The following is a 16,668-nucleotide window of genomic DNA, read 5'->3' as shown; positions in this document are numbered from 1 at the left end:
GGTGGTTCAGGGACGGACTCATATGCGTTTGGCCGACAGCACGCCCTCATAGGGTGCGGCGCCCTCCTCGCCCGCGAAGGTGTACGCGCCGCCCTCGATCCGGCCGATCACCCCGCGGGTCCAGGCGGCCTCGTAGCCAGAGGCGTGCACCCACATGTCCATGACCTCACCGATGTGGCCCTGCTGCTCGGGGTCCTGTTCGGGGCCGTAGTGCTTGACCACTGCTGCCCGCCAGGCCTCCAGCCCTGCCAGCCGTTGTCGGAGCAGGGTGAGGGCCTCCTGGCGGGGCAGGCCCACGGCGAGGCCGAGCCCGGCGGCGAGCACGCCCGGTTTGGTCTCGTGTCCGCGCAGCGCCGAGCGCGGCAGGGAGAAGTATTCCTCGCTGCCGCGCCCGGTGACCTCGTACTCGACCTGGGGCGGGGAGCGCCGGGTGCGGTCAGGCCTCCTGCTCCTGCTTCGGCCGCTCCGCCCGCTCGTCCGCCTGCTGGACCTCCTGGCGCCGCTCCTCCGCGCCCAGGGCGATCGGCGCGCCCAGCCACTCGTCACGCAGACCGAAGGCGTCAGCCAACTGCACCGCGTACGGACGCAGTCCCCGGCACAGGTCGTTCACGGCCGCCGAGACCGCCTTGGTCCGGGCGGTGGAGAGCCGCTCGTGCTCCAGGAACCAGGCCCGGTCCTCCTCGATCACCGACAGCACGTACAGGTCGCACAGGCGGTTGAGCAGCTTGGCCGTGGACTTGTCGCCGCAGCGGTCGATACCCGCCACGAACGCCTCCAGCACCACCCGGTCCATGTGTGCCCGACCGGCCGCGAGCACGTGGTCCTGGGCCCGGTTGAACACCTCGAAGGCGTCGCTGCCGTCCTTCTTGGCCCGGCGCAGCCGCCCGGCCAGCCCTTCGGTGATGTGCTTCTCCCGGTCCTCGAACAGCTCCAGGTGCCAGCCCCGGTTGTACAGGCTGGCCTCGTCGCGGCCCGGGGCGGCGGCGATGAGCCGGTCGATCAGCGGGATGGCGGCGGTGCGCTCGATGACGGTCTCGAACACCTTGCCCGCCATGAACCGGGCCAGGCCCAGCTGGTCCAGGTCGCCGAAGGAGTCCTTGAAGTTGGTCAGCAGGGCCTTGGTGAGCTGCTGCAACAGGACGGTGTTGTCGCCCTCGAACGTGGTGAAGATGTCCGAGTCGGCCTTGAGCTGCGGGATCCGGTTCTCCGCCAGGTAGCCGGAGCCGCCGCAGGCCTCGCGGCAGGTCTGGATGGTCTCGGTGGCGTGCCAGGTCGCGACCGCCTTCAGCCCGGCCGCGCGCGACTCCAGCTCGCGCTGGGCGCGCTCGTCGCGCTCCTCGGACTTGGACAGCTCGTGCAGGCGGGTGACCAGCTCCTCCTGGGCGAAGTGCAGCCCGTAGGTGCGGGCCAGCGCGGGCAGGAGCTTGCGCTGGTGGGCGAGGTAGTCCAGGATCCGCACCTCCTGCTCCGGTCGGGAGTCCGTGGCCGGGCGGGTGAACTGGCGGCGGGTGTCCGCGTACCGGATCGCGATGGCCAGCGAGGCCTTGGTGGCGGTGCCCGCGCCCCCTGCCACACTGATGCGGCCGCGGATCAGCGTGCCCAGCATGGTGAAGAACCGCCGGTTCTGGTTCTCGATCGGGCTGGAGTAGGTGCCGTCGGCGGCCACGTCGCCGTACCGGTTGAGCAGACTGGTGCGCGGCACCCGCACGCCGTCGAACCACAGGCGGCCGTTGTCGACCCCGTTCAGCCCAGCCTTGGGGCCGCAGTCCTCGATGGTCACCCCGGGCATCGGCTTGCCCTTCTTGTCCCGGATGGGCACCATCAGCGCGTGCACGCCGTGCTCGATCAGTCCGCCCTCGCCGTCCGGGGTGCGCAGCTGGGCGAAGACCACCGCCATACGGCCGTCCCGGGCGGCGTTGCCGATGTAGTCCTTGCGCGCGGACTCGTCCGGGGTGTGCACCACGAACTCACCGGATGCGGCGTCGTAGGTGGCGGTGGTGCGCAGGCGCTGCACGTCCGAGCCGTGCCCGGTCTCGGTCATCGCGAAGCAGCCGGGCAGCGCCACGGTCATGACGTCGGGCAGGTACTTCTGATGGTGCTCGTCGGTGCCCAGGGCCTTGATGGCCCCGCCGAACAGTCCGAACTGCACACCCATCTTCACCATGAGCGACATGTCGGCGACGAGCATCTCGAAGGCCACCACCGAGGCGCCGATGTCGTCGGTTCCGCCCACGGACTCGGGGAACCCGTAGGCGGGCATGCCGGTCTCGGCCAGCGCCATGAGCTGCTTGAGGGTGCGGGCGCGGTGGTCCTCCATGGACAGCCCGTGCACGGGGGCGAACTGTTCGCCCTGGATGACGTCGCGGGCGCGTTCACGGATGTTGGCCCATCGCCCGTCGAGCAGACCGCGCAGCTCGGCCTCGTCCAGTTTCAACAGTGCCTGTTCGCTCATGTGCTCCCCCTGTGGTCGTCGTTGACGCGATGTCCACCTGTTACCACCCCGCGCCTGTGGGCGGCCGTGAACACGCCCGGGTCGCGGGTGTGTGAGTCCCAACGTTAGGGGGTGCCCGGCCGGGGTCGCGGCCGGGCACCGGGAGAGTTGCCGGTCAGACGGCCACGGCGGGGGAGGAGGGCGCGACGGCGGTGTCGATCCGGGCGAGGAGGGTGTCCATGGACAGGCCCAGGGTGGCGGCGACGGCCGCGACGGTGAAGAAGGCCGGGGTGGGGATGCGGCCGCCCTCGATCTTGCGGAGGGTCTCCACGGAGATCCCGGAGGCGCGGGCGACGTCCACCATCGTGCGGTCGGCTCGGGCCTGGCGCAGGAGGGTGCCCAGGGCGCGGCCGCGTTCGATCTGCTCTTCGGTCAGCGGTTCTCGAACCATGGGGCGAGTGTATCCCGGACCCCTGGGGTCGTATAGTAATACCGGTATAGTTATCCTCGCTCTCTCTGGAAGGATCCCCGTGGTCGAGATCAAGACCCCCGAAGAAATCGCCCTGATGAGGGAGGCGGGCCGTGTGGTCGCCCACGCGCTGGCCGCCGCACGCGACCTCGCCGAGCCCGGCCGCACCACCGCCGACCTGGACCGCGCGGCCGCCGGGGTCATCGCCGTCGCGGGCGCCGAGCCGCTCTTCCTGGGCTACCAACCGGCCTGGGCGCCGACCCCCTTCCCCGGGGTGACCTGCGTCAGCGTCAACGACGAGATCGTGCACGGCCCGCCCGGGCAGCGGGTCCTGGCCGACGGGGACCTGGTCAGCGTCGACTGCGGAGCCCGGTTGCGCGGCTGGTCCGGCGACGCCGCGATCAGCTTCGTGGTGGGCGAGGCCGACCCCGCCGACCTCGCCCTGATCGCCGCCACCGAGGCCGCACTGGCCCGGGGTGTCGCGGCGGCCCGCCCCGGGAGCCGTCTGGGCGACGTGGGGCACGCCATCGCCGCCGAGGCCCGCGCGGCCGGGTACGGGCTCACCGCCGACCACGGCGGGCACGGCATCGGCCGCACCATGCACGAGGCCCCGGACGTGGCCAACGACGGCCGCCCGGGGCGGGGGTACCAGCTCCGTCCGGGACTGACCCTGGCCATCGAACCCATGCTGGTACGCGGTGGCTCGGACGGCTACGCCCACAGTGAGGACGGCTGGACGGTGATCAGCGACGACGGCAGCCGGGCCGCCCACTGCGAGCACACGATCGCGGTCACCGAGGACGGTCCCGTGGTGCTCACCCTCCCCTGAGGGGAGGAGCGGGACGATACGGACGCGCCCGCTCCGTTCCGGGATTGGGTTCAGGAAAAAAACATGCCGCCTGATGTCCGAAACTCCGCGCGGGGGCGTGTCGGTTGCGCGACAATGAGTCATGAGACGGCGTCGCGAAAGCGGTGCTGGCGGGCCTACCTGGTACTCCAGTACCGGCCGGGGTCCGGAGCGGTGTCCCGCCCGTGGAGCGTGCGGGCGGGCCACCGCTCATTTACTGCATCTACTGTGTCCGAAACTCCTGAGCGATGGCCACCAGTTCGTCGACCACCTCGGTGAGGGGCCGACGGGTGTTGATTCCCGGGCCCGGCGGTCGCTACCCCGGTGACCACCCCTCGGTGGTCACTCCAGACCGGGAACCGACAACACCAGACTGCCGTTCTCGCTGTCCAGCGCCGCCGGGACGCCCAACGGGACGGTGAGCTGCGCGGCGCAGTGGCCGAACTCCAGCCCCCACAGCACCGGAACCCCCAGGGGACCGAGACGGTCGCGCATCAGCTCGGCGATCACCCCGAGATCCGGCGGACAGTCGGTCCACGTGCCCAACGCCACCCCCGCCACACCGTCCATCCAACCGGTGCGCAGCAGATGGGTCAGCATCCGGTCGATCCGCGCCGCGTCCTCGTTGACGTCCTCCAGGATCAGGATGCCGCCCGCCGCCGAAAGCCGACTGTGCGGAGTGGCCAGGCCGTTGTTGAGCAGACTCAGGTTCCCGCCGAAGGTCACCCCCTCGGCCCGGCCCGGCACCAGGGCGTGCGCGCCCGGGGAGTTGAGCACCAACCGCTGTTCGGGGGCGAAGAGCGTCGTGTGCAGCTCCCGCTGGGCCGCCTCGTCACCCACGAAGTAGCGTGTCCCCACCACCGGCCCGTGCACGGTCGCCATGCCCAGCTCCACCGCGAACGCCTCGTGCAGCGCGGTGATGTCGCTGAACCCGATCAGCGCCTTGGGCTCGGCCAGCCGCATCTCGTCGAAGTCCAGCAGGTCCAGCATCCGGTGCGCCCCGTCCCCGCCGCGCGCGCAGAACACCGCGCGCACATCCGGGTCGCACCAGGCCTCCTGGAGGTCGGCGGCCCGGTCCCGGTCGGTCCCGGCCAGGTAGGGCAGCAGCGGGTGGCGGTCGCGCACGTGCGGGGCCAGCTCGACCTCCAGACCCCACCCCCGGAGCACCTCCACCGCGGTGTCCAGCTGCGCGGCCGGAACCGGGCTGCACGGGGCGACCAGGCGCACCCGGTCACCCTCCCGGAGCCGGGGCGGGCGGGTCAGCGCCCGCGCCGCCCGAGCCCTCGGGCGGGGCGGGCGCGGGCCCGTCACCGGCCCGGGGGCCCCGTCCCGATCGCCGCGCACCTCGGTCACCGACTCACCCACGTCTGTCCCCGTCCCTCTTCGTTGTCCGTTCCGTCAGGCGCGCAGGAAACTGTCCAGCACCCGCACCCCGAAGCGCAGCCCCTCCAGCGGCACCCGCTCGTCCACCCCGTGCAGCAGGCTCGGGTAGTTGAGCCCCGCCGGCATACGCAGGGGGGAGAAGCCGTAACAGTCGATCCCCAGCCGCGCGAAGACCTTCGCGTCCGTTCCGCCGCCCAGGCACACCGGGACCACCAGACCCTCGGGGTCGTGTGCCAGGACCGCGGCGCGCAGCGCCTCGAAGGCCGCGGAGTCCACCGGCGCGGCCACCGGCGGCGAACTGTGCGCGTACTCCCACTCCACACGGTCACCGGTCAGCGCGTCCATGGTTTCGACGAACTGCTCCTCGGCGCCGGGCAGTACCCGGCCGTCCACGCCCGCCGTGGCGTCGCCCGGCACCACGTTCACCTTGTACCCGGCCGAGAGCATCGTGGGCGCGGTGCTGTTGCGCACCGTCGCCGAGACCAGCGGCGCAGCGGTGCCGAACTTCGCCACCAGGGCGTCCACGGCCTCGTTGCTGTCCAGGTCACCGGAGGTACGGCCGACCTCCAGCGCCTCGGCGATGGCGTCGATGGCGGCCCGGGTGACCGGGGTCAGATGCAGCGGCCAGCGGTGCTGGTCGATCCGGGCCACGGCGGCGGCGAGCGCGCCCACGGCGTTGTCCCGGGGCGGCCGGGAGCCGTGCCCGGCGGTGCCGTAGGAGCGCAGCGTCAACCACGCGCTGCCGCGCTCGGCGGACCCGATCGGGTACAGGCGCCGCACGTCACCCCCGACGCTTTCGGCGTGCACGGTGTGGCCGCCGCCCTCGCCGATCGCCACCGTGCAGCCCTCGAACAGGTCCGCGTGGCCGCGCACGAGGTAGTCGGCCCCGTAGGCCGCGCTGTCCTCCTCGTCGGCCACGAACGCCAGCACGATGTCCCTCCGCGGCCGCAGGCCCAGCTTCGACCAGTACCGGACCACGGCGATGACCATGCCGATGGTGTTCTTCATATCCACGGCACCACGGCCCCACAGCGAGGGGACCCCGGTGACCGGGCAGTCGGCGATTTCGCCCGCGAAGGGCGGGAAGGTCCAGTCGTGGGCGTCGGCGGGTACCACGTCCAGGTGGCCGTGGACCAGGAGCGCGTCCGCGTCCGGATCGGTGCCGGGGATGCGCACCACCACGTTGGCGCGTCGGTCCGCCGACTCCAGGACCACCGGCGAAAGCCCGGCGGCCCCGAGTGCCTCGGCCGCGAACTCGGCGGCGGCGCGCTCGTCGCCCACGCCCTTGCCGTGGTTGGTGGAGTCCCGCCGGATCAGCTCGCGGGTGAGGCGGATGGCGTCCTCACCGGCCTCGACGAGGGCGTCCTCTCGGACGCTGTCGGGCAGGGAGGTATTCGTGTGGCCCACGGGCTCGGCCTCGCTCTCAGCAGGGGTTCAGGGGTCTTGCTCAAGTCGGACACACGGATCACCCGTGTGGTTCGATGCCGGCCCCGCCACAGTTCTACCGGTTTCGACGGGGGAGTGTCCCGGCGTTCGGCCAGAACTTCGGCCAGTCGACCGGAAGAATCAACCGTAGTTATTCTCCATGGAACTGGAGATGAGGGTGCAGACCGCCTTGAACGCGCGGATCATCTCGTAGGCGTCCGGCGAGGTGTACCGGACCCGCCGCGTACCCGTACGCGTCACCCCCGGCACCATCGCCGCCGCCTGCGCCAGCTGCGCGGAGTCGACCTCGATCTCCATGGCCTTCTCCGCGGGCGAGGCCGGCTCCAACCGCCCAGCCAACAGCATGGCCTTCTCCGCGGCCTCCCGAATGTCCGCCGCCGTCCGCGCGGGCGGTCGGCACCGGGCGGCGTACCGGCTCACGTGGTCCTTCACCGCGACCGTTCGCGCGAAGGGAGCGTAGGACTCGGCGTCCTCACAGGCCCGGTCGTCCCCGGTGACCAGGATCACCGGTGTCCCGTACTCGGCGACCACCGCCGCGTTCAGGTAGCCCTCACTCGCAGGTTGGCCGTCCAGCCACACCCCGGTGATCGCGTTCGGCAGATAGGTATGGGCGAGCACCCCGTCCTCCCCGGCGCCGCAGTGGTACCCGAGAAAGACGATCCCGTCCACGTCCCCGGCCTGGACGCCCTCCACCATGGAGAGCTCCTTGTGCCGCCCGGTGATCATCGTGGCCCGCTCGTCCAGCTCCTCCAGAAGAAGATTGCGCATCGTCGAGTGCGCCTCGTTGACCAGCACCTCGGTGGCACCGCCCTCGAAAAGCCCACCGATCGCGGCATTGACGTCACTGGTGAACATGCCCCGGCACCGCTGCCACTGCTCGGTCCCGGGCTCGCAGTCAGCGGGCCAGGTGACGCCGGTGGCGCCTTCCATGTCCGCGGAGATGAGGATCTTCATCCAGAAGACCCTAGTCCCGCAAGCCTCCGCTTATCCAGAGTCACCCGCAGTCCGAGCCACTCCTCCACAGTTGTCCCGCTCCGGAGCGGAACGCCTGGCCGTGTCGCGGCCGGTCAAGGCTGGCGACGGAAAAGCGGCAGGGAAGGAAGCCGGATCTCCAGCCCTGCGGGGAACGGGTCGCGTGTCGCGGCCGTTCACCCGTACCGGCGAACACCAACAGCGGCCCACGAGACCCCTGAGCACGGTTTCGGCCCCTGTTTCGAAGATGATCTTGCTACCAGAAGCGAAATCAGCGCCGAACTTGCCTCTGGTAGCAAGATCATCCGGGTTGAGGGGGTTTCGGAAGCAGCGGACAGCCCTTCTCTCTGGCGGAAAAGCGGCCCCTTCGTGTAGCACGCGGGTGTGACTGACCGGCCGCGACACGCGACCCGTTTCCCACCGGCCCGGGAGAATGGGCGTCTCGCTGTTATGGGTTGCCTGTGTCGTGGGTTGTCTGTGTCGTGGGTTGTCTGTTGTGAAGGGCCCTCACCGTTAAGGGGTCCTCACGGCCCTCACCCGCCAGAGGGCTCTTCGCCTTCGGGAGTTCTTCTCCTCACCCTCAGGATCCTCAAGGACTGTTGGAAAGCCTCAGCCGCTGGAGTTTGTCGAGCGGGTTTCGATGGCCAGGGTCGCGGCTTCGCGGACCTTGGGGTCAGGGTCCTCGGCCAGGTGGGCCAGGAGGGTGTCCACGCCCGGGGTACCCCAGGGGGTGATCGCTTCGGCCAGGGTGGCGCGTACCAGGGGTTCGGGGTGGCCGGACAGGGCGGTCACCCGGTCCAGGGGGCCGCGGCGGCGCTGGCCGAGCCAGGACAGGGCCTCGCGCAGGGCAATGGTGTCGCCCCGGTTGGAGGCCTCGGCGATGCGCTCCAGTAGGACCCGGGGCGGGGGCGGCGGGCCGTCCAGTGGGTGCGGGTTCCGCTCCAGCAGGCGCCTGGAGCCGTAACCGCCGGGTTCGACGCAGCCCTGGCAGGTGCACGGGGCGGTGCCGTGGGCGTCGGGGAAGTAGCGCCAGCCGGTGACCTGGCGGACCTCGCGGATGCGGTGCACCTCGTTCCTGGTCACCTTGCGGGGTATGAACACCTCCCAGCCGCGCGGGTCCTCCAGCCCGGCGACCACGCGCACGGCCTCGGCGGCGGCCACCCGTTCGGGGCCGTCGCTGTCGCCGTAGTGGCCGACGGTGACCGGTTCGTCGTCGGGCAGCCTCAGGTAGACCCCGACGAGCCCGCGGGGCCCGTGGTGCCGGGCCAGCTCGCGCAGCCACTGGTGGGTCACCGTGTAGGAGGGAAGGACGGGGAAGCAGAACACTCCGTGGACGCCCTCGTTTCCCATGGTGGTGCGTACACCGGACCTTCGGACGCGGGAGATGTTGGCGCGGGGGGTCAGGTGGACGAACATCGCCATGGCTTGGTTCCTGTGTGTCGATCGGTCGTGACGGTGGGTCGGTAGTACCAAGGATCAGTCAATCCGGAAGTGAGGCCTTGGTGCAGGGGTTTTCCCAACCTGTCTCAACCCGCTTCGTGCTGACCGCACGGGTGAGGGCCCCGGCGCCTACCGGCGGTCGAGGCCCTGGTGCTCTGGTCCTTCAAGCGGTCAACCGGCTCACCCCGGACGTGAAGGCGGCCCACTCGGGGTTGCCGAAGGAGAAGTACCCCGGTTCGCGGTTGTTCGAACCCCTGGACAGGCGAAGGACCCCGGGCCTGGCGGCGTCCGGGGTCCTTGCGGGGTCTTTCGGGAGGCGAGCGTCTACGGCAGGGTGAGGATCTCCGCGCCGGAGTCGGTGATCACCAGGGTGTGCTCGAACTGGGCCGTCCACTTGCGGTCGGCGGTGACGGCGGTCCAGCCGTCGTCCCACATGTCGTACTCCACGCCGCCCAGAGTGATCATGGGCTCGATCGTGAAGGTCATGCCCGGCTCCATCACGGTGGTGGCGCGCGGGTCGTCGTAGTGCGGGACGACCAGACCGGAGTGGAACTCCGGACCCACGCCGTGGCCGGTGAAGTCGCGGACGACCCCGTAGCCGAAGCGCTTGGCGTACGACTCGATGACGCGGCCGATCACGTTGATCTGGCGCCCCGGGCGGCAGGCCTTGATGGCGCGCATGGTGGCCTCGCGGGTGCGCTCGACGAGGAGGCGGTTCTCCTCGGAGACCTCACCCGAAAGGAACGTGGCGTTGGTGTCGCCGTGCACGCCGTCCTTGTAGGCGGTGATGTCGATGTTGACGATGTCGCCGTCGCGCACCACCGTGTCGTCGGGGATGCCGTGGCAGATGACCTCGTTGAGCGAGGAGCACAGCGACTTCGGGTAGCCCTTGTACCCCAGGGTGCTCGGGTAGGCGCCGTGGTCGAGCAGGAACTCGTGGCCGATCCGGTCCAGCTCGTCCGTGGTCACCCCGGGCTGGATGTTCTTGCCGACCTCCTCGAGCGCCTGGGCGGCGATGCGCCCCGCCACCCGGATCCTCTCGATGGTCTCCGGGGTCTGGATGTCCCCCAGGACACCCTCCACCGGGTGCTTCTGCCCCACGTACTCCGGCCGGATGATGTGCGAGGGGACCGAACGTTGTGGCGAGATGCGCCCAGGAACCAGCGGAGTAGTCATGGACACTGATTGTAGTTCGTGGGCACACCCTCCGGGCCGGGCGACGGCTCCGGCCGGGTGGGTGTGAGGAGCGCCCCAGCTGCGGGTAGATCCCCACGTACCCGCCAAACGACGAGAGGTGGTCCGGCAGTGAACGACGCACAGGACGACGGCTGGTGGTACTGCCTGCGGCACAACAGGGTCGAACACGGAGCGGGCTGCCCGAACAGCCAGCGGATGGGCCCCTACGAGGACGAGGCCACAGCGGCCCGGGCCCTGAGCATCGCCGCCGAACGCAACGAGGCCTGGGAAGAGCAGGACGAGGACGAGGGCAACAGCTAGCGAACAAGGGCGACAGCCGGCGGGGTGGCAGCTGACGGTGTCCCCAGGGATTCCCGGGGCCGGGCGGAACGTTCTCCGACCGGCCCTGTGCGTTCCCCGCCCCACCCCGTTCTGACAGGATCGCCCCATGAGTGAACAGAACGCGTCGCAGGGCACGGACATCTCCGAGCTGACCATTGCCGTCCTGGGCGGTACGGGTGACCAGGGGCGCGGGCTCGCCCGCCGGTTCGCCCTGGCCGGACACACCGTCTACATCGGTTCCCGCAACGCCGAGCGCGCCGCCAAGGCCGCGGGCGAACTCGTGGAGGCCGAGTCCGCCACCCTCCAGGTGCACGGGTTGGCCAACGCCGACGCCGCCGCGCAGGGGGACATCGTCATCGTCGCCGTCCCGTGGGACGGCCACCGCGAGTTGCTGGTCTCGCTGGCCGACCGCCTCGCCGGCAAGATCGTGGTGGACTGCGTCAACCCGCTGGGCTTCGACAAGAAGGGCCCCTTCGCCCTGGACGTCGCCGAGGGCAGCGCGGCCCAGCAGGCCGCCGAGGTCCTGCCGGGCAGCCGGGTCACCGCCGCCTTCCACCACGTCTCCGCCGTGATCCTGCTGGACCCCGAGGTCGAGCAGGTCGACCTGGACGTGCTGGTGCTGGGAGAGGACCGCGACGCCACCGACGTCGTACGCGCCCTGGCCGAGCAGATCCCCGGAGTCCGGGGCGTCTTCGGCGGACGGCTGCGCAACGCCCACCAGGTCGAGGCGTTCACCGCCAACCTCATCGCGGTCAACCGCCGCTACAAGACCCACGCGGGCATTCGGATCACCGGCCTCTAGACCGGTCTCCGGGCCCGCGGTACCCCCACCCCCCCAACACGCGCGAACGGCGCCGCTTCCCGTCCTCTCGGGAGGCGGCGCCGTCGGCGTGCCAGAGGCAGCCGAGTCAGCCTAGGATGCCCACTCCTTGACCTTCTCGATGAGCTTGGCCGGGTTCTCGCCCACCGGTGTCACGTTGAGCTGCGTGACCCCGGCGGCGCGGAAGGCCTCCACCCGCTCGCGCACGTAGGACTCGGGGCCGACCAGGTTGGTCAGCTCCACGAACTCGTCCGGGACCGCCGCCGCGGCCTCTTCCTTCTTCCCTGCCAGGTAGAGGTCCTGGATCTTCTCCGCGGCTTCCTCGTACCCGTAGCGCTGGGCCACCGTGTTGTAGAAGTTCTTGCCCTTGGCGCCCATGCCGCCCACGTACAGGGCGATCATCGGGCGGGTGAAGTCGGCGAGCTTCCTGGTGTCCTCGCCTTCCCCGATGGCCAGCAGCCCGCCCGCGGAGATCTCCAGCTCACCCAGCCCGGGGTCGCGCTTGGCCTTGCCCTTGGCCAGGAAGGAGCCCCACACGCTCTCGGCCTTCTCCGGTATGAACAGGTGCGGCAGCCAGCCGTCGGCGATCTCGGCGGTCATCTCGACGTTCTTCTCGCCCAGGGATGCCACAAAGATCGGGATCGCCGGGCGCACCGGGTGGTTGATGATCTTGAGCGGCTTGCCCAGGCCGGTGCCCCGCTCGGCGGGGAGCGGTAGCTGGAACACCTTGCCGTCGTGGGTCAGGTGCTCCTCGCGGGCCCAGACCTTGCGGCAGATCTCGATGGTCTCGCGGGTGCGGCCGAGCGGTTTGGTGTAGGGGATGCCGTGGAAGCCCTCGATGACCTGCGGGCCGCTGGCACCCAGGCCGAGAACGGCGCGTCCGTCGGAGAGGTAGTCCAGCCCGGCGGCGGTCATCGCGATCAGGGTGGGGGTGCGGCTGTACATCGGCAGGATGGCCGAGCCGATCGTCACCCGCTCGGTGCGTGCGGCGAGGTAGCCCATCAGGGTGGGGCTGTCGTAGCCGTAGGCCTCGGCCACCCACACGGTGTCCAGCCCGGCCTTCTCCAGCTCGACGACCTGTTCGACGGCGTCCTTGGGCTCGCCCGCGTACTGGAGCGGCATCGAGATGCGCATGTGCTGTCCTCCCGGTGGGCCGGACCCCCGGCCCGCGTAGGTGCTCGGTGTGCCGTCACTGTACTACCGAGTCATATTCGGTTTGTTGTCTGGCTCACCTCTGTCCGGAGTCTGTCACACCGTGCCCAAGATTTGTTGGCCAATAAGTCTTGGCCAAGACTCCTTGGGCATCTATGGTCGAGGTATGAGCACACCCTTCGAAGACCGCCCGGCCGTCCCCGACCCCTTCGAGAGCGCCGCCGTCCTGGACGCCCGGTCCCTGCGCGGTCTGGCCCACCCCCTGCGCATGCGCGTGTACCAGCTGCTCCAGAAGGCCCCGGCCACCGGCAAGGTCGTCGCCGAGAAGCTGGGCATCTCCTCGGCCTCGGCCAGCTACCACCTGCGTCAGCTGGAGACCTACGGGTTCATCCGGGAGGACCCGGACCTGGGTACCAGCCGGGAGCGCTGGTGGCGGGCGGCCGCCGACGGCTTCCGCCTGCCCGAGCACCTGGACACCGAGGCCCCCGAACTCACCACCGCGCTGCGCCACGCCATCGCCGCGGGCTGGTCCGAACGCCTGGGCGCGGCGGTCAACCAGTGGTCGGCCCAGCCCGAGGGCTGGCGCGAGGCCCAGTTCATGTCCGACCGCATGCTCTCCCTGACCCTGGAGCAGGCGCGGAGCCTGCGCACGGAGCTCATCGAGGTACTCGACCGGCACACCGCCGAGGGAAACGCGGGGGCCCCGGACGAGCGCACGGTGCACGTCCAGCTGGCCGCCTTCCCCCAGCCGGGCCCCGACCCAGCCCCGGACCTCGCTGTCGACACCGGCCCCGAGGACTCCCCATGAGACCGGTCATCGGCCTGGTCACCGTGATCGGCCTGGCCACCGGCCCCTCGGAAGCGGCCAAGGTGTCGCTCTCCCCCTTCGTGGCCGCCGTGGCCAACGTGCGCCTGGAACGGGTCACCGGCCTGACCGGGACCGTCGACCGCCTCTCCATGACGGTGGGCCCGATCGCGGCCGGCGCGGTGGTCGCCGCCCTGGGCGCGCTCACCGCGCTCTACGTGAACGCCGCACTCATGCTGCTGGCCGCCCTGGTGATGACCCTCCTGCTGCGCCGCGACACCGAAACGGCGGGCCGGGCCAAGGCCGACCCGGAGGCCGACGACGGTTACCTGGCCAGCCTGTACGCGGGCTGGCGGGTGGTCTGGGGCGACCTGCCGCTGCGGACGCTGGTCGCGATGATCCTGGTGACCAACATCGTGGACGTCGCCGTGATGAGCCTGGCCCTACCGATCTGGGCGCACGAGGGCGGCTGGGGTCCCCAGGCGGTGGGACTGGTCGCGGGTGCGCTCGGCGGCGCCTCCGTGGCGGGTTCACTGCTCGCGGTGTGGGTCGGCCACCGGCTGCCCCGCCGCCGGTCGGAGCACAGCGGCCCCGACCGGCGGCGTGGTCAGCCGTTCAGCCGTTCAGCCGCTCAGCTGGGAAACAGCGGGGATCAGCTGGCGTAGGTGTGCTCCTCGGCCGGGAAGCTGCCCTTGACGACCTCGTCCGCGTAGTCGGAGGCGGCCTCGCGCAGGGTCTCGGCCAGGTTGGCGTAGGTCTTGACGAACTTCGCCACCCGCGGGCTCAGCCCGGCCATGTCCTGCCACACCAGTACCTGGGCGTCGGTGGACGGACCGGCGCCGATCCCGATGGTCGGGACGCTCAGCTGTTCGGTGACCTCGGCGGCCAGGTCGGCCGGGACCGCCTCCAGCACCACCGAGAACGCGCCCGCGCGCTCCAGCTCCTTGGCGTCCTTGAGCAGACCGGCGGCGGCCTCGCCCCGGCCTTGCACGCGGTAGCCGCCCAGGGTGTTCACCGACTGCGGGGTCAGGCCGACGTGGCCCATGACCGGGATACCCGCCGAGGTCAGCAGCTCGACCTGGGGCGCGACCGCGTGGCCGCCCTCCAGCTTCACGGCCTGGGCGTTGCCCTCCTTCATGAACCGGGAGGCCGCCTCCAGCGCCTGCTGGGGAGAGCCCTGGTAGGAGCCGAAGGGAAGGTCGGCCACGACCAGCGCCCGCTTGGTGGAGCGGGCGACGGCCGCGGTCAGCGGGACGAGCTCGTCCACCGTCACCGGGACGGTGGAGTCGTATCCGTAGACCACGTTGGCGGCGGAGTCGCCCACGAGGAGGACGGGGATGCCCGCCTCGTCGAAGATCCGCGAGGTCAGGGCGTCATAGGCGGTCAGCATCGGCCAGCGCTCGCCGCGCTGCTTGGCCAGGGCCAGGTCGCGGATGGTGACGCGTCGGCTGGTGACCCCGCCGTAAAGGGCGTTCCCAGCGGAAGGGGTCTTGGCTGTGGTGCTCATGATGGGTTCTTCCTCCGTTGTCTCGAAGCACCCGCGTGGGGTGTCCCCGGACCTGTGGACGAAAACAGTTGTCATGCGTGCTCGCGCACGCGGGTTCCCCGGCAGGGGAGGGGTTCCCCGAAAGGAACGGTATGCCGGTGCGGCTTGTTCCCCGCCACCTGTCCCGATCCACCCGGGCGCGCCGGTGCGGGGAAACAGGTGTGCGGGGCCCGCACAGGAGCATCATCGCACGGAGCGGTCCCGCAGCGCTCCCCCGGGAGGCCGCCTTTTTCGCATTCCCGAACACCGTTCGCACCACCTGCGGGAAAGTTAATCCGGGCGGGCGTGAAGGCGGGGAGTGGGGCTCCGGGTGAAGGTCGGCGAGGTCTTTCCTGCTCTGGGGCGGCGGGCTGTGTCCCCCGGTTGAGGGGTCAGGGCGGTCACCTCTGGGCGAGTTTTGTGGTTTGACCCCACTAGCCTGCCCGGCGTCGTTAGTGTGTTCGACTATGAAGTTGACCGTGCAGGTGAAGCTGACACCGGATGCCGTGCAGGCGCCGGTGCTGGAGCGTACCCTGGCCACGATCAACGAGGCCGCCAACCAGGTCTCAGCGCAGGCCTTCGCCCGCTTCGGGCTGCGGGCCTCGATCCGGGGGTTGCGGTCATTGTGCTACGGCCAGCTCAAGGACCAAGGGTTCGGGGCGCAGGTCGCCCAGCACATCATCAAACGGGTCGTGGACGCCTACAGCACCCTGCGGGGCAACATCCGGGCCGGGAACCTGGGCCCGGAGGGCAGCAAACGCCGGGCCAAGGCCAAGTCCAAACCGATCGTCTTCCGTGAGCACTCCGCGCACACGATGGACGATCGGTGCTTGTCGTGGAACTACGACTCCCGGACCGTCTCGGTCTGGACGCTGGACGGGCGGATGAAAACCCTGTCCTTCACCTGTTCTCCCAGGACACTCAAGCAGCTGGTCGACCAGCGTCAGGGCGAGTCGGATCTGGTGTGCCGGGGCGGTAAGTGGTTCCTGCTCGCGACCATCGAAGAGCCCGAGCCGGAGGTGTTCGAGCCCGAGGACTGGGTCGGGGTGGACCGTGGCATCGTCAACCTGGCCACCACCTCAGATGGAAGCAACCATCAGGGGCGGCGCCTGGGGCGGTACCGGCGCTGGCAGGCCCGCAAACGCACCGAGCTCCAAGCCAAACGGACCCGCTCGGCCGCACGGCGGGCCAAGCGCCGAGCGAAGAAGGAAGCCCGGTACGCCACCCATCTGAACCACAAGATTGCCAAGAACGTCGTTGCTGTCGCCCAACGCACCACTCGCGGTATCGCTTTGGAGGAGCTCCAGGGCATCCGCGGGCGGGTCACGGTTCCCCGCGACCAGCGAGCACGACTGTCCTCCTGGCCCTTCCACCAACTCGGCGCGTTCCTTGCTTACAAGGCCCAACGCGCCGGGGTCCCTCTGATCGAGGTGGATCCGGCCTACACCTCACAGATGTGTCCCGCACTGTGGTGTGGGCATACCGGGCGCGGTAACCGTCGCACCCGGGACTACTTTCTTTGTTGTCGGTGTGGTTTCGCTGGGCCCGCCGACGAAGTCGCCGCCGTGAACGTGCGAGCGCGGGCGCGGCGAGCGTGGGCCTTTCTCAACATGCCCGCCCCAGACCCGGCCTGACGCCGGGGTTTGGGGGATGCGACCCGTAACCGTCCCATTCGTCGGGGACAGTCGGGAGCGCGAACCGGTGCGAACGAACCCGAGGCACCAGCTTCGGATCCGTTCACGACCGAGTAGTTGAGCATGGCCGGGATCATTTTCTTCCTCCAGGCCTCGGCGACGACGGTGGTACTCCCCGGCCTCCGCCGCGAACTTGTCGTCGGTAACGTCCCAGGGGGCTGCGGGC

16 protein-coding genes are annotated in these 16,668 nt (G+C 70.4%); 6 read left to right on the top strand and 10 right to left on the bottom strand.

Translation table 11 applies throughout. The features are described from left to right. Positions 1-18: 18 nt before the first annotated feature. From NE857_RS23980 to NE857_RS23970, 3 genes are all read right to left on the bottom strand, one after another. The gene (locus tag NE857_RS23980; RefSeq protein ID WP_254417752.1) at positions 19-324 is read right to left on the bottom strand and encodes a hypothetical protein; all 306 of its coding nucleotides are present in this window, start codon (positions 322-324) and stop codon (positions 19-21) included. Positions 325-436: 112 nt separating this feature from the next. After that, positions 437-2,452 carry an acyl-CoA dehydrogenase family protein gene (locus NE857_RS23975; RefSeq protein WP_254417751.1) on the bottom strand — a complete coding sequence of 672 codons (2,016 nt, stop codon included), beginning with the start codon at positions 2,450-2,452 and terminating at the stop codon, positions 437-439. A 154-nt stretch (positions 2,453-2,606) separates the two neighbouring features. Then, positions 2,607-2,882 carry a helix-turn-helix domain-containing protein gene (locus NE857_RS23970; RefSeq protein ID WP_254417750.1) on the bottom strand — a complete coding sequence of 92 codons (276 nt, stop codon included), beginning with the start codon at positions 2,880-2,882 and terminating at the stop codon, positions 2,607-2,609. 79 nt (positions 2,883-2,961) lie between these two features. On the opposite strand from NE857_RS23970, the gene map (NE857_RS23965) reads away from it, so the two are divergent. Then, positions 2,962-3,729 (top strand): type I methionyl aminopeptidase, encoded by a 768-nt coding sequence (gene map, locus NE857_RS23965; protein ID WP_254417749.1) that lies wholly within the window; start codon positions 2,962-2,964, stop codon positions 3,727-3,729. A gap of 360 nt (positions 3,730-4,089) precedes the next feature. Here the strand turns inward: map (NE857_RS23965) and NE857_RS23960 are convergent, their stop codons facing one another. The 5 genes from NE857_RS23960 to map (NE857_RS23940) form a co-directional block, all read right to left on the bottom strand. Beyond that, positions 4,090-5,091: a S66 peptidase family protein gene (locus NE857_RS23960; protein WP_425572139.1), complete on the bottom strand. Its 1,002-nt coding sequence runs from the start codon at positions 5,089-5,091 to the stop codon at positions 4,090-4,092. A gap of 54 nt (positions 5,092-5,145) precedes the next feature. Next, on the bottom strand, positions 5,146-6,537 hold the full coding sequence (locus NE857_RS23955) for a M20/M25/M40 family metallo-hydrolase (RefSeq protein ID WP_254417748.1): 1,392 nt from the start codon (positions 6,535-6,537) through the stop codon (positions 5,146-5,148). A 159-nt stretch (positions 6,538-6,696) separates the two neighbouring features. Next, a complete protein-coding gene (locus NE857_RS23950; RefSeq protein ID WP_254417747.1) occupies positions 6,697-7,530 on the bottom strand; it encodes a M55 family metallopeptidase in 834 nt (277 codons plus the stop codon). 627 nt (positions 7,531-8,157) lie between these two features. Further along, positions 8,158-8,970, bottom strand: coding sequence for a HEAT repeat domain-containing protein (locus tag NE857_RS23945; RefSeq protein WP_254417746.1), 813 nt, complete (start codon positions 8,968-8,970; stop codon positions 8,158-8,160). A 342-nt stretch (positions 8,971-9,312) separates the two neighbouring features. Continuing rightward, positions 9,313-10,164 carry a type I methionyl aminopeptidase gene (gene map / locus NE857_RS23940; protein WP_254417745.1) on the bottom strand — a complete coding sequence of 284 codons (852 nt, stop codon included), beginning with the start codon at positions 10,162-10,164 and terminating at the stop codon, positions 9,313-9,315. Positions 10,165-10,293: 129 nt separating this feature from the next. Between map (NE857_RS23940) and NE857_RS23935 the strand changes: the two genes are divergently transcribed. Both NE857_RS23935 and npdG read left to right on the top strand, forming a co-directional pair. Further along, positions 10,294-10,485 carry a hypothetical protein gene (locus NE857_RS23935; protein ID WP_254417744.1) on the top strand — a complete coding sequence of 64 codons (192 nt, stop codon included), beginning with the start codon at positions 10,294-10,296 and terminating at the stop codon, positions 10,483-10,485. 127 nt (positions 10,486-10,612) lie between these two features. Continuing rightward, complete coding sequence (gene npdG, locus NE857_RS23930) at positions 10,613-11,308, top strand: NADPH-dependent F420 reductase (RefSeq protein WP_017581603.1); 696 nt, start codon at positions 10,613-10,615, stop codon at positions 11,306-11,308. Between the two features lie 111 nt (positions 11,309-11,419). On the opposite strand, the gene NE857_RS23925 is transcribed toward npdG, so the two are convergent. Then, on the bottom strand, positions 11,420-12,460 hold the full coding sequence (locus NE857_RS23925; RefSeq protein WP_254417743.1) for an LLM class F420-dependent oxidoreductase: 1,041 nt from the start codon (positions 12,458-12,460) through the stop codon (positions 11,420-11,422). A 184-nt stretch (positions 12,461-12,644) separates the two neighbouring features. Here NE857_RS23925 and NE857_RS23920 point away from each other — a divergent pair, with 184 nt between their 5' ends. Further along, positions 12,645-13,286, top strand: coding sequence for an ArsR/SmtB family transcription factor (locus NE857_RS23920; RefSeq protein ID WP_254417742.1), 642 nt, complete (start codon positions 12,645-12,647; stop codon positions 13,284-13,286). Then, positions 13,283-13,948: an MFS transporter gene (locus tag NE857_RS23915; RefSeq protein ID WP_254417741.1), complete on the top strand. Its 666-nt coding sequence runs from the start codon at positions 13,283-13,285 to the stop codon at positions 13,946-13,948. Before NE857_RS23920 ends, NE857_RS23915 begins: the two co-directional genes overlap by 4 nt. Here the strand turns inward: NE857_RS23915 and panB are convergent. Beyond that, positions 13,936-14,790: a 3-methyl-2-oxobutanoate hydroxymethyltransferase gene (gene panB / locus NE857_RS23910; RefSeq protein ID WP_017581607.1), complete on the bottom strand. Its 855-nt coding sequence runs from the start codon at positions 14,788-14,790 to the stop codon at positions 13,936-13,938. The genes NE857_RS23915 and panB overlap by 13 nt on opposite strands. A 485-nt stretch (positions 14,791-15,275) precedes the next feature. Between panB and NE857_RS23905 the strand changes: the two genes are divergently transcribed. Continuing rightward, entirely contained in the window at positions 15,276-16,442 is a 1,167-nt protein-coding gene (locus NE857_RS23905) for an RNA-guided endonuclease InsQ/TnpB family protein (RefSeq protein ID WP_254417740.1), read from the top strand. The last annotated feature ends 226 nt before the right edge of the window (positions 16,443-16,668 follow it).

This window comes from Nocardiopsis exhalans (assembly GCF_024134545.1).
GTDB lineage: Bacteria > Actinomycetota > Actinomycetes > Streptosporangiales > Streptosporangiaceae > Nocardiopsis > Nocardiopsis exhalans.
Note: the sequence above shows the minus strand (reverse complement) of the source record. Positions and strands in the feature narration are given on the sequence as shown.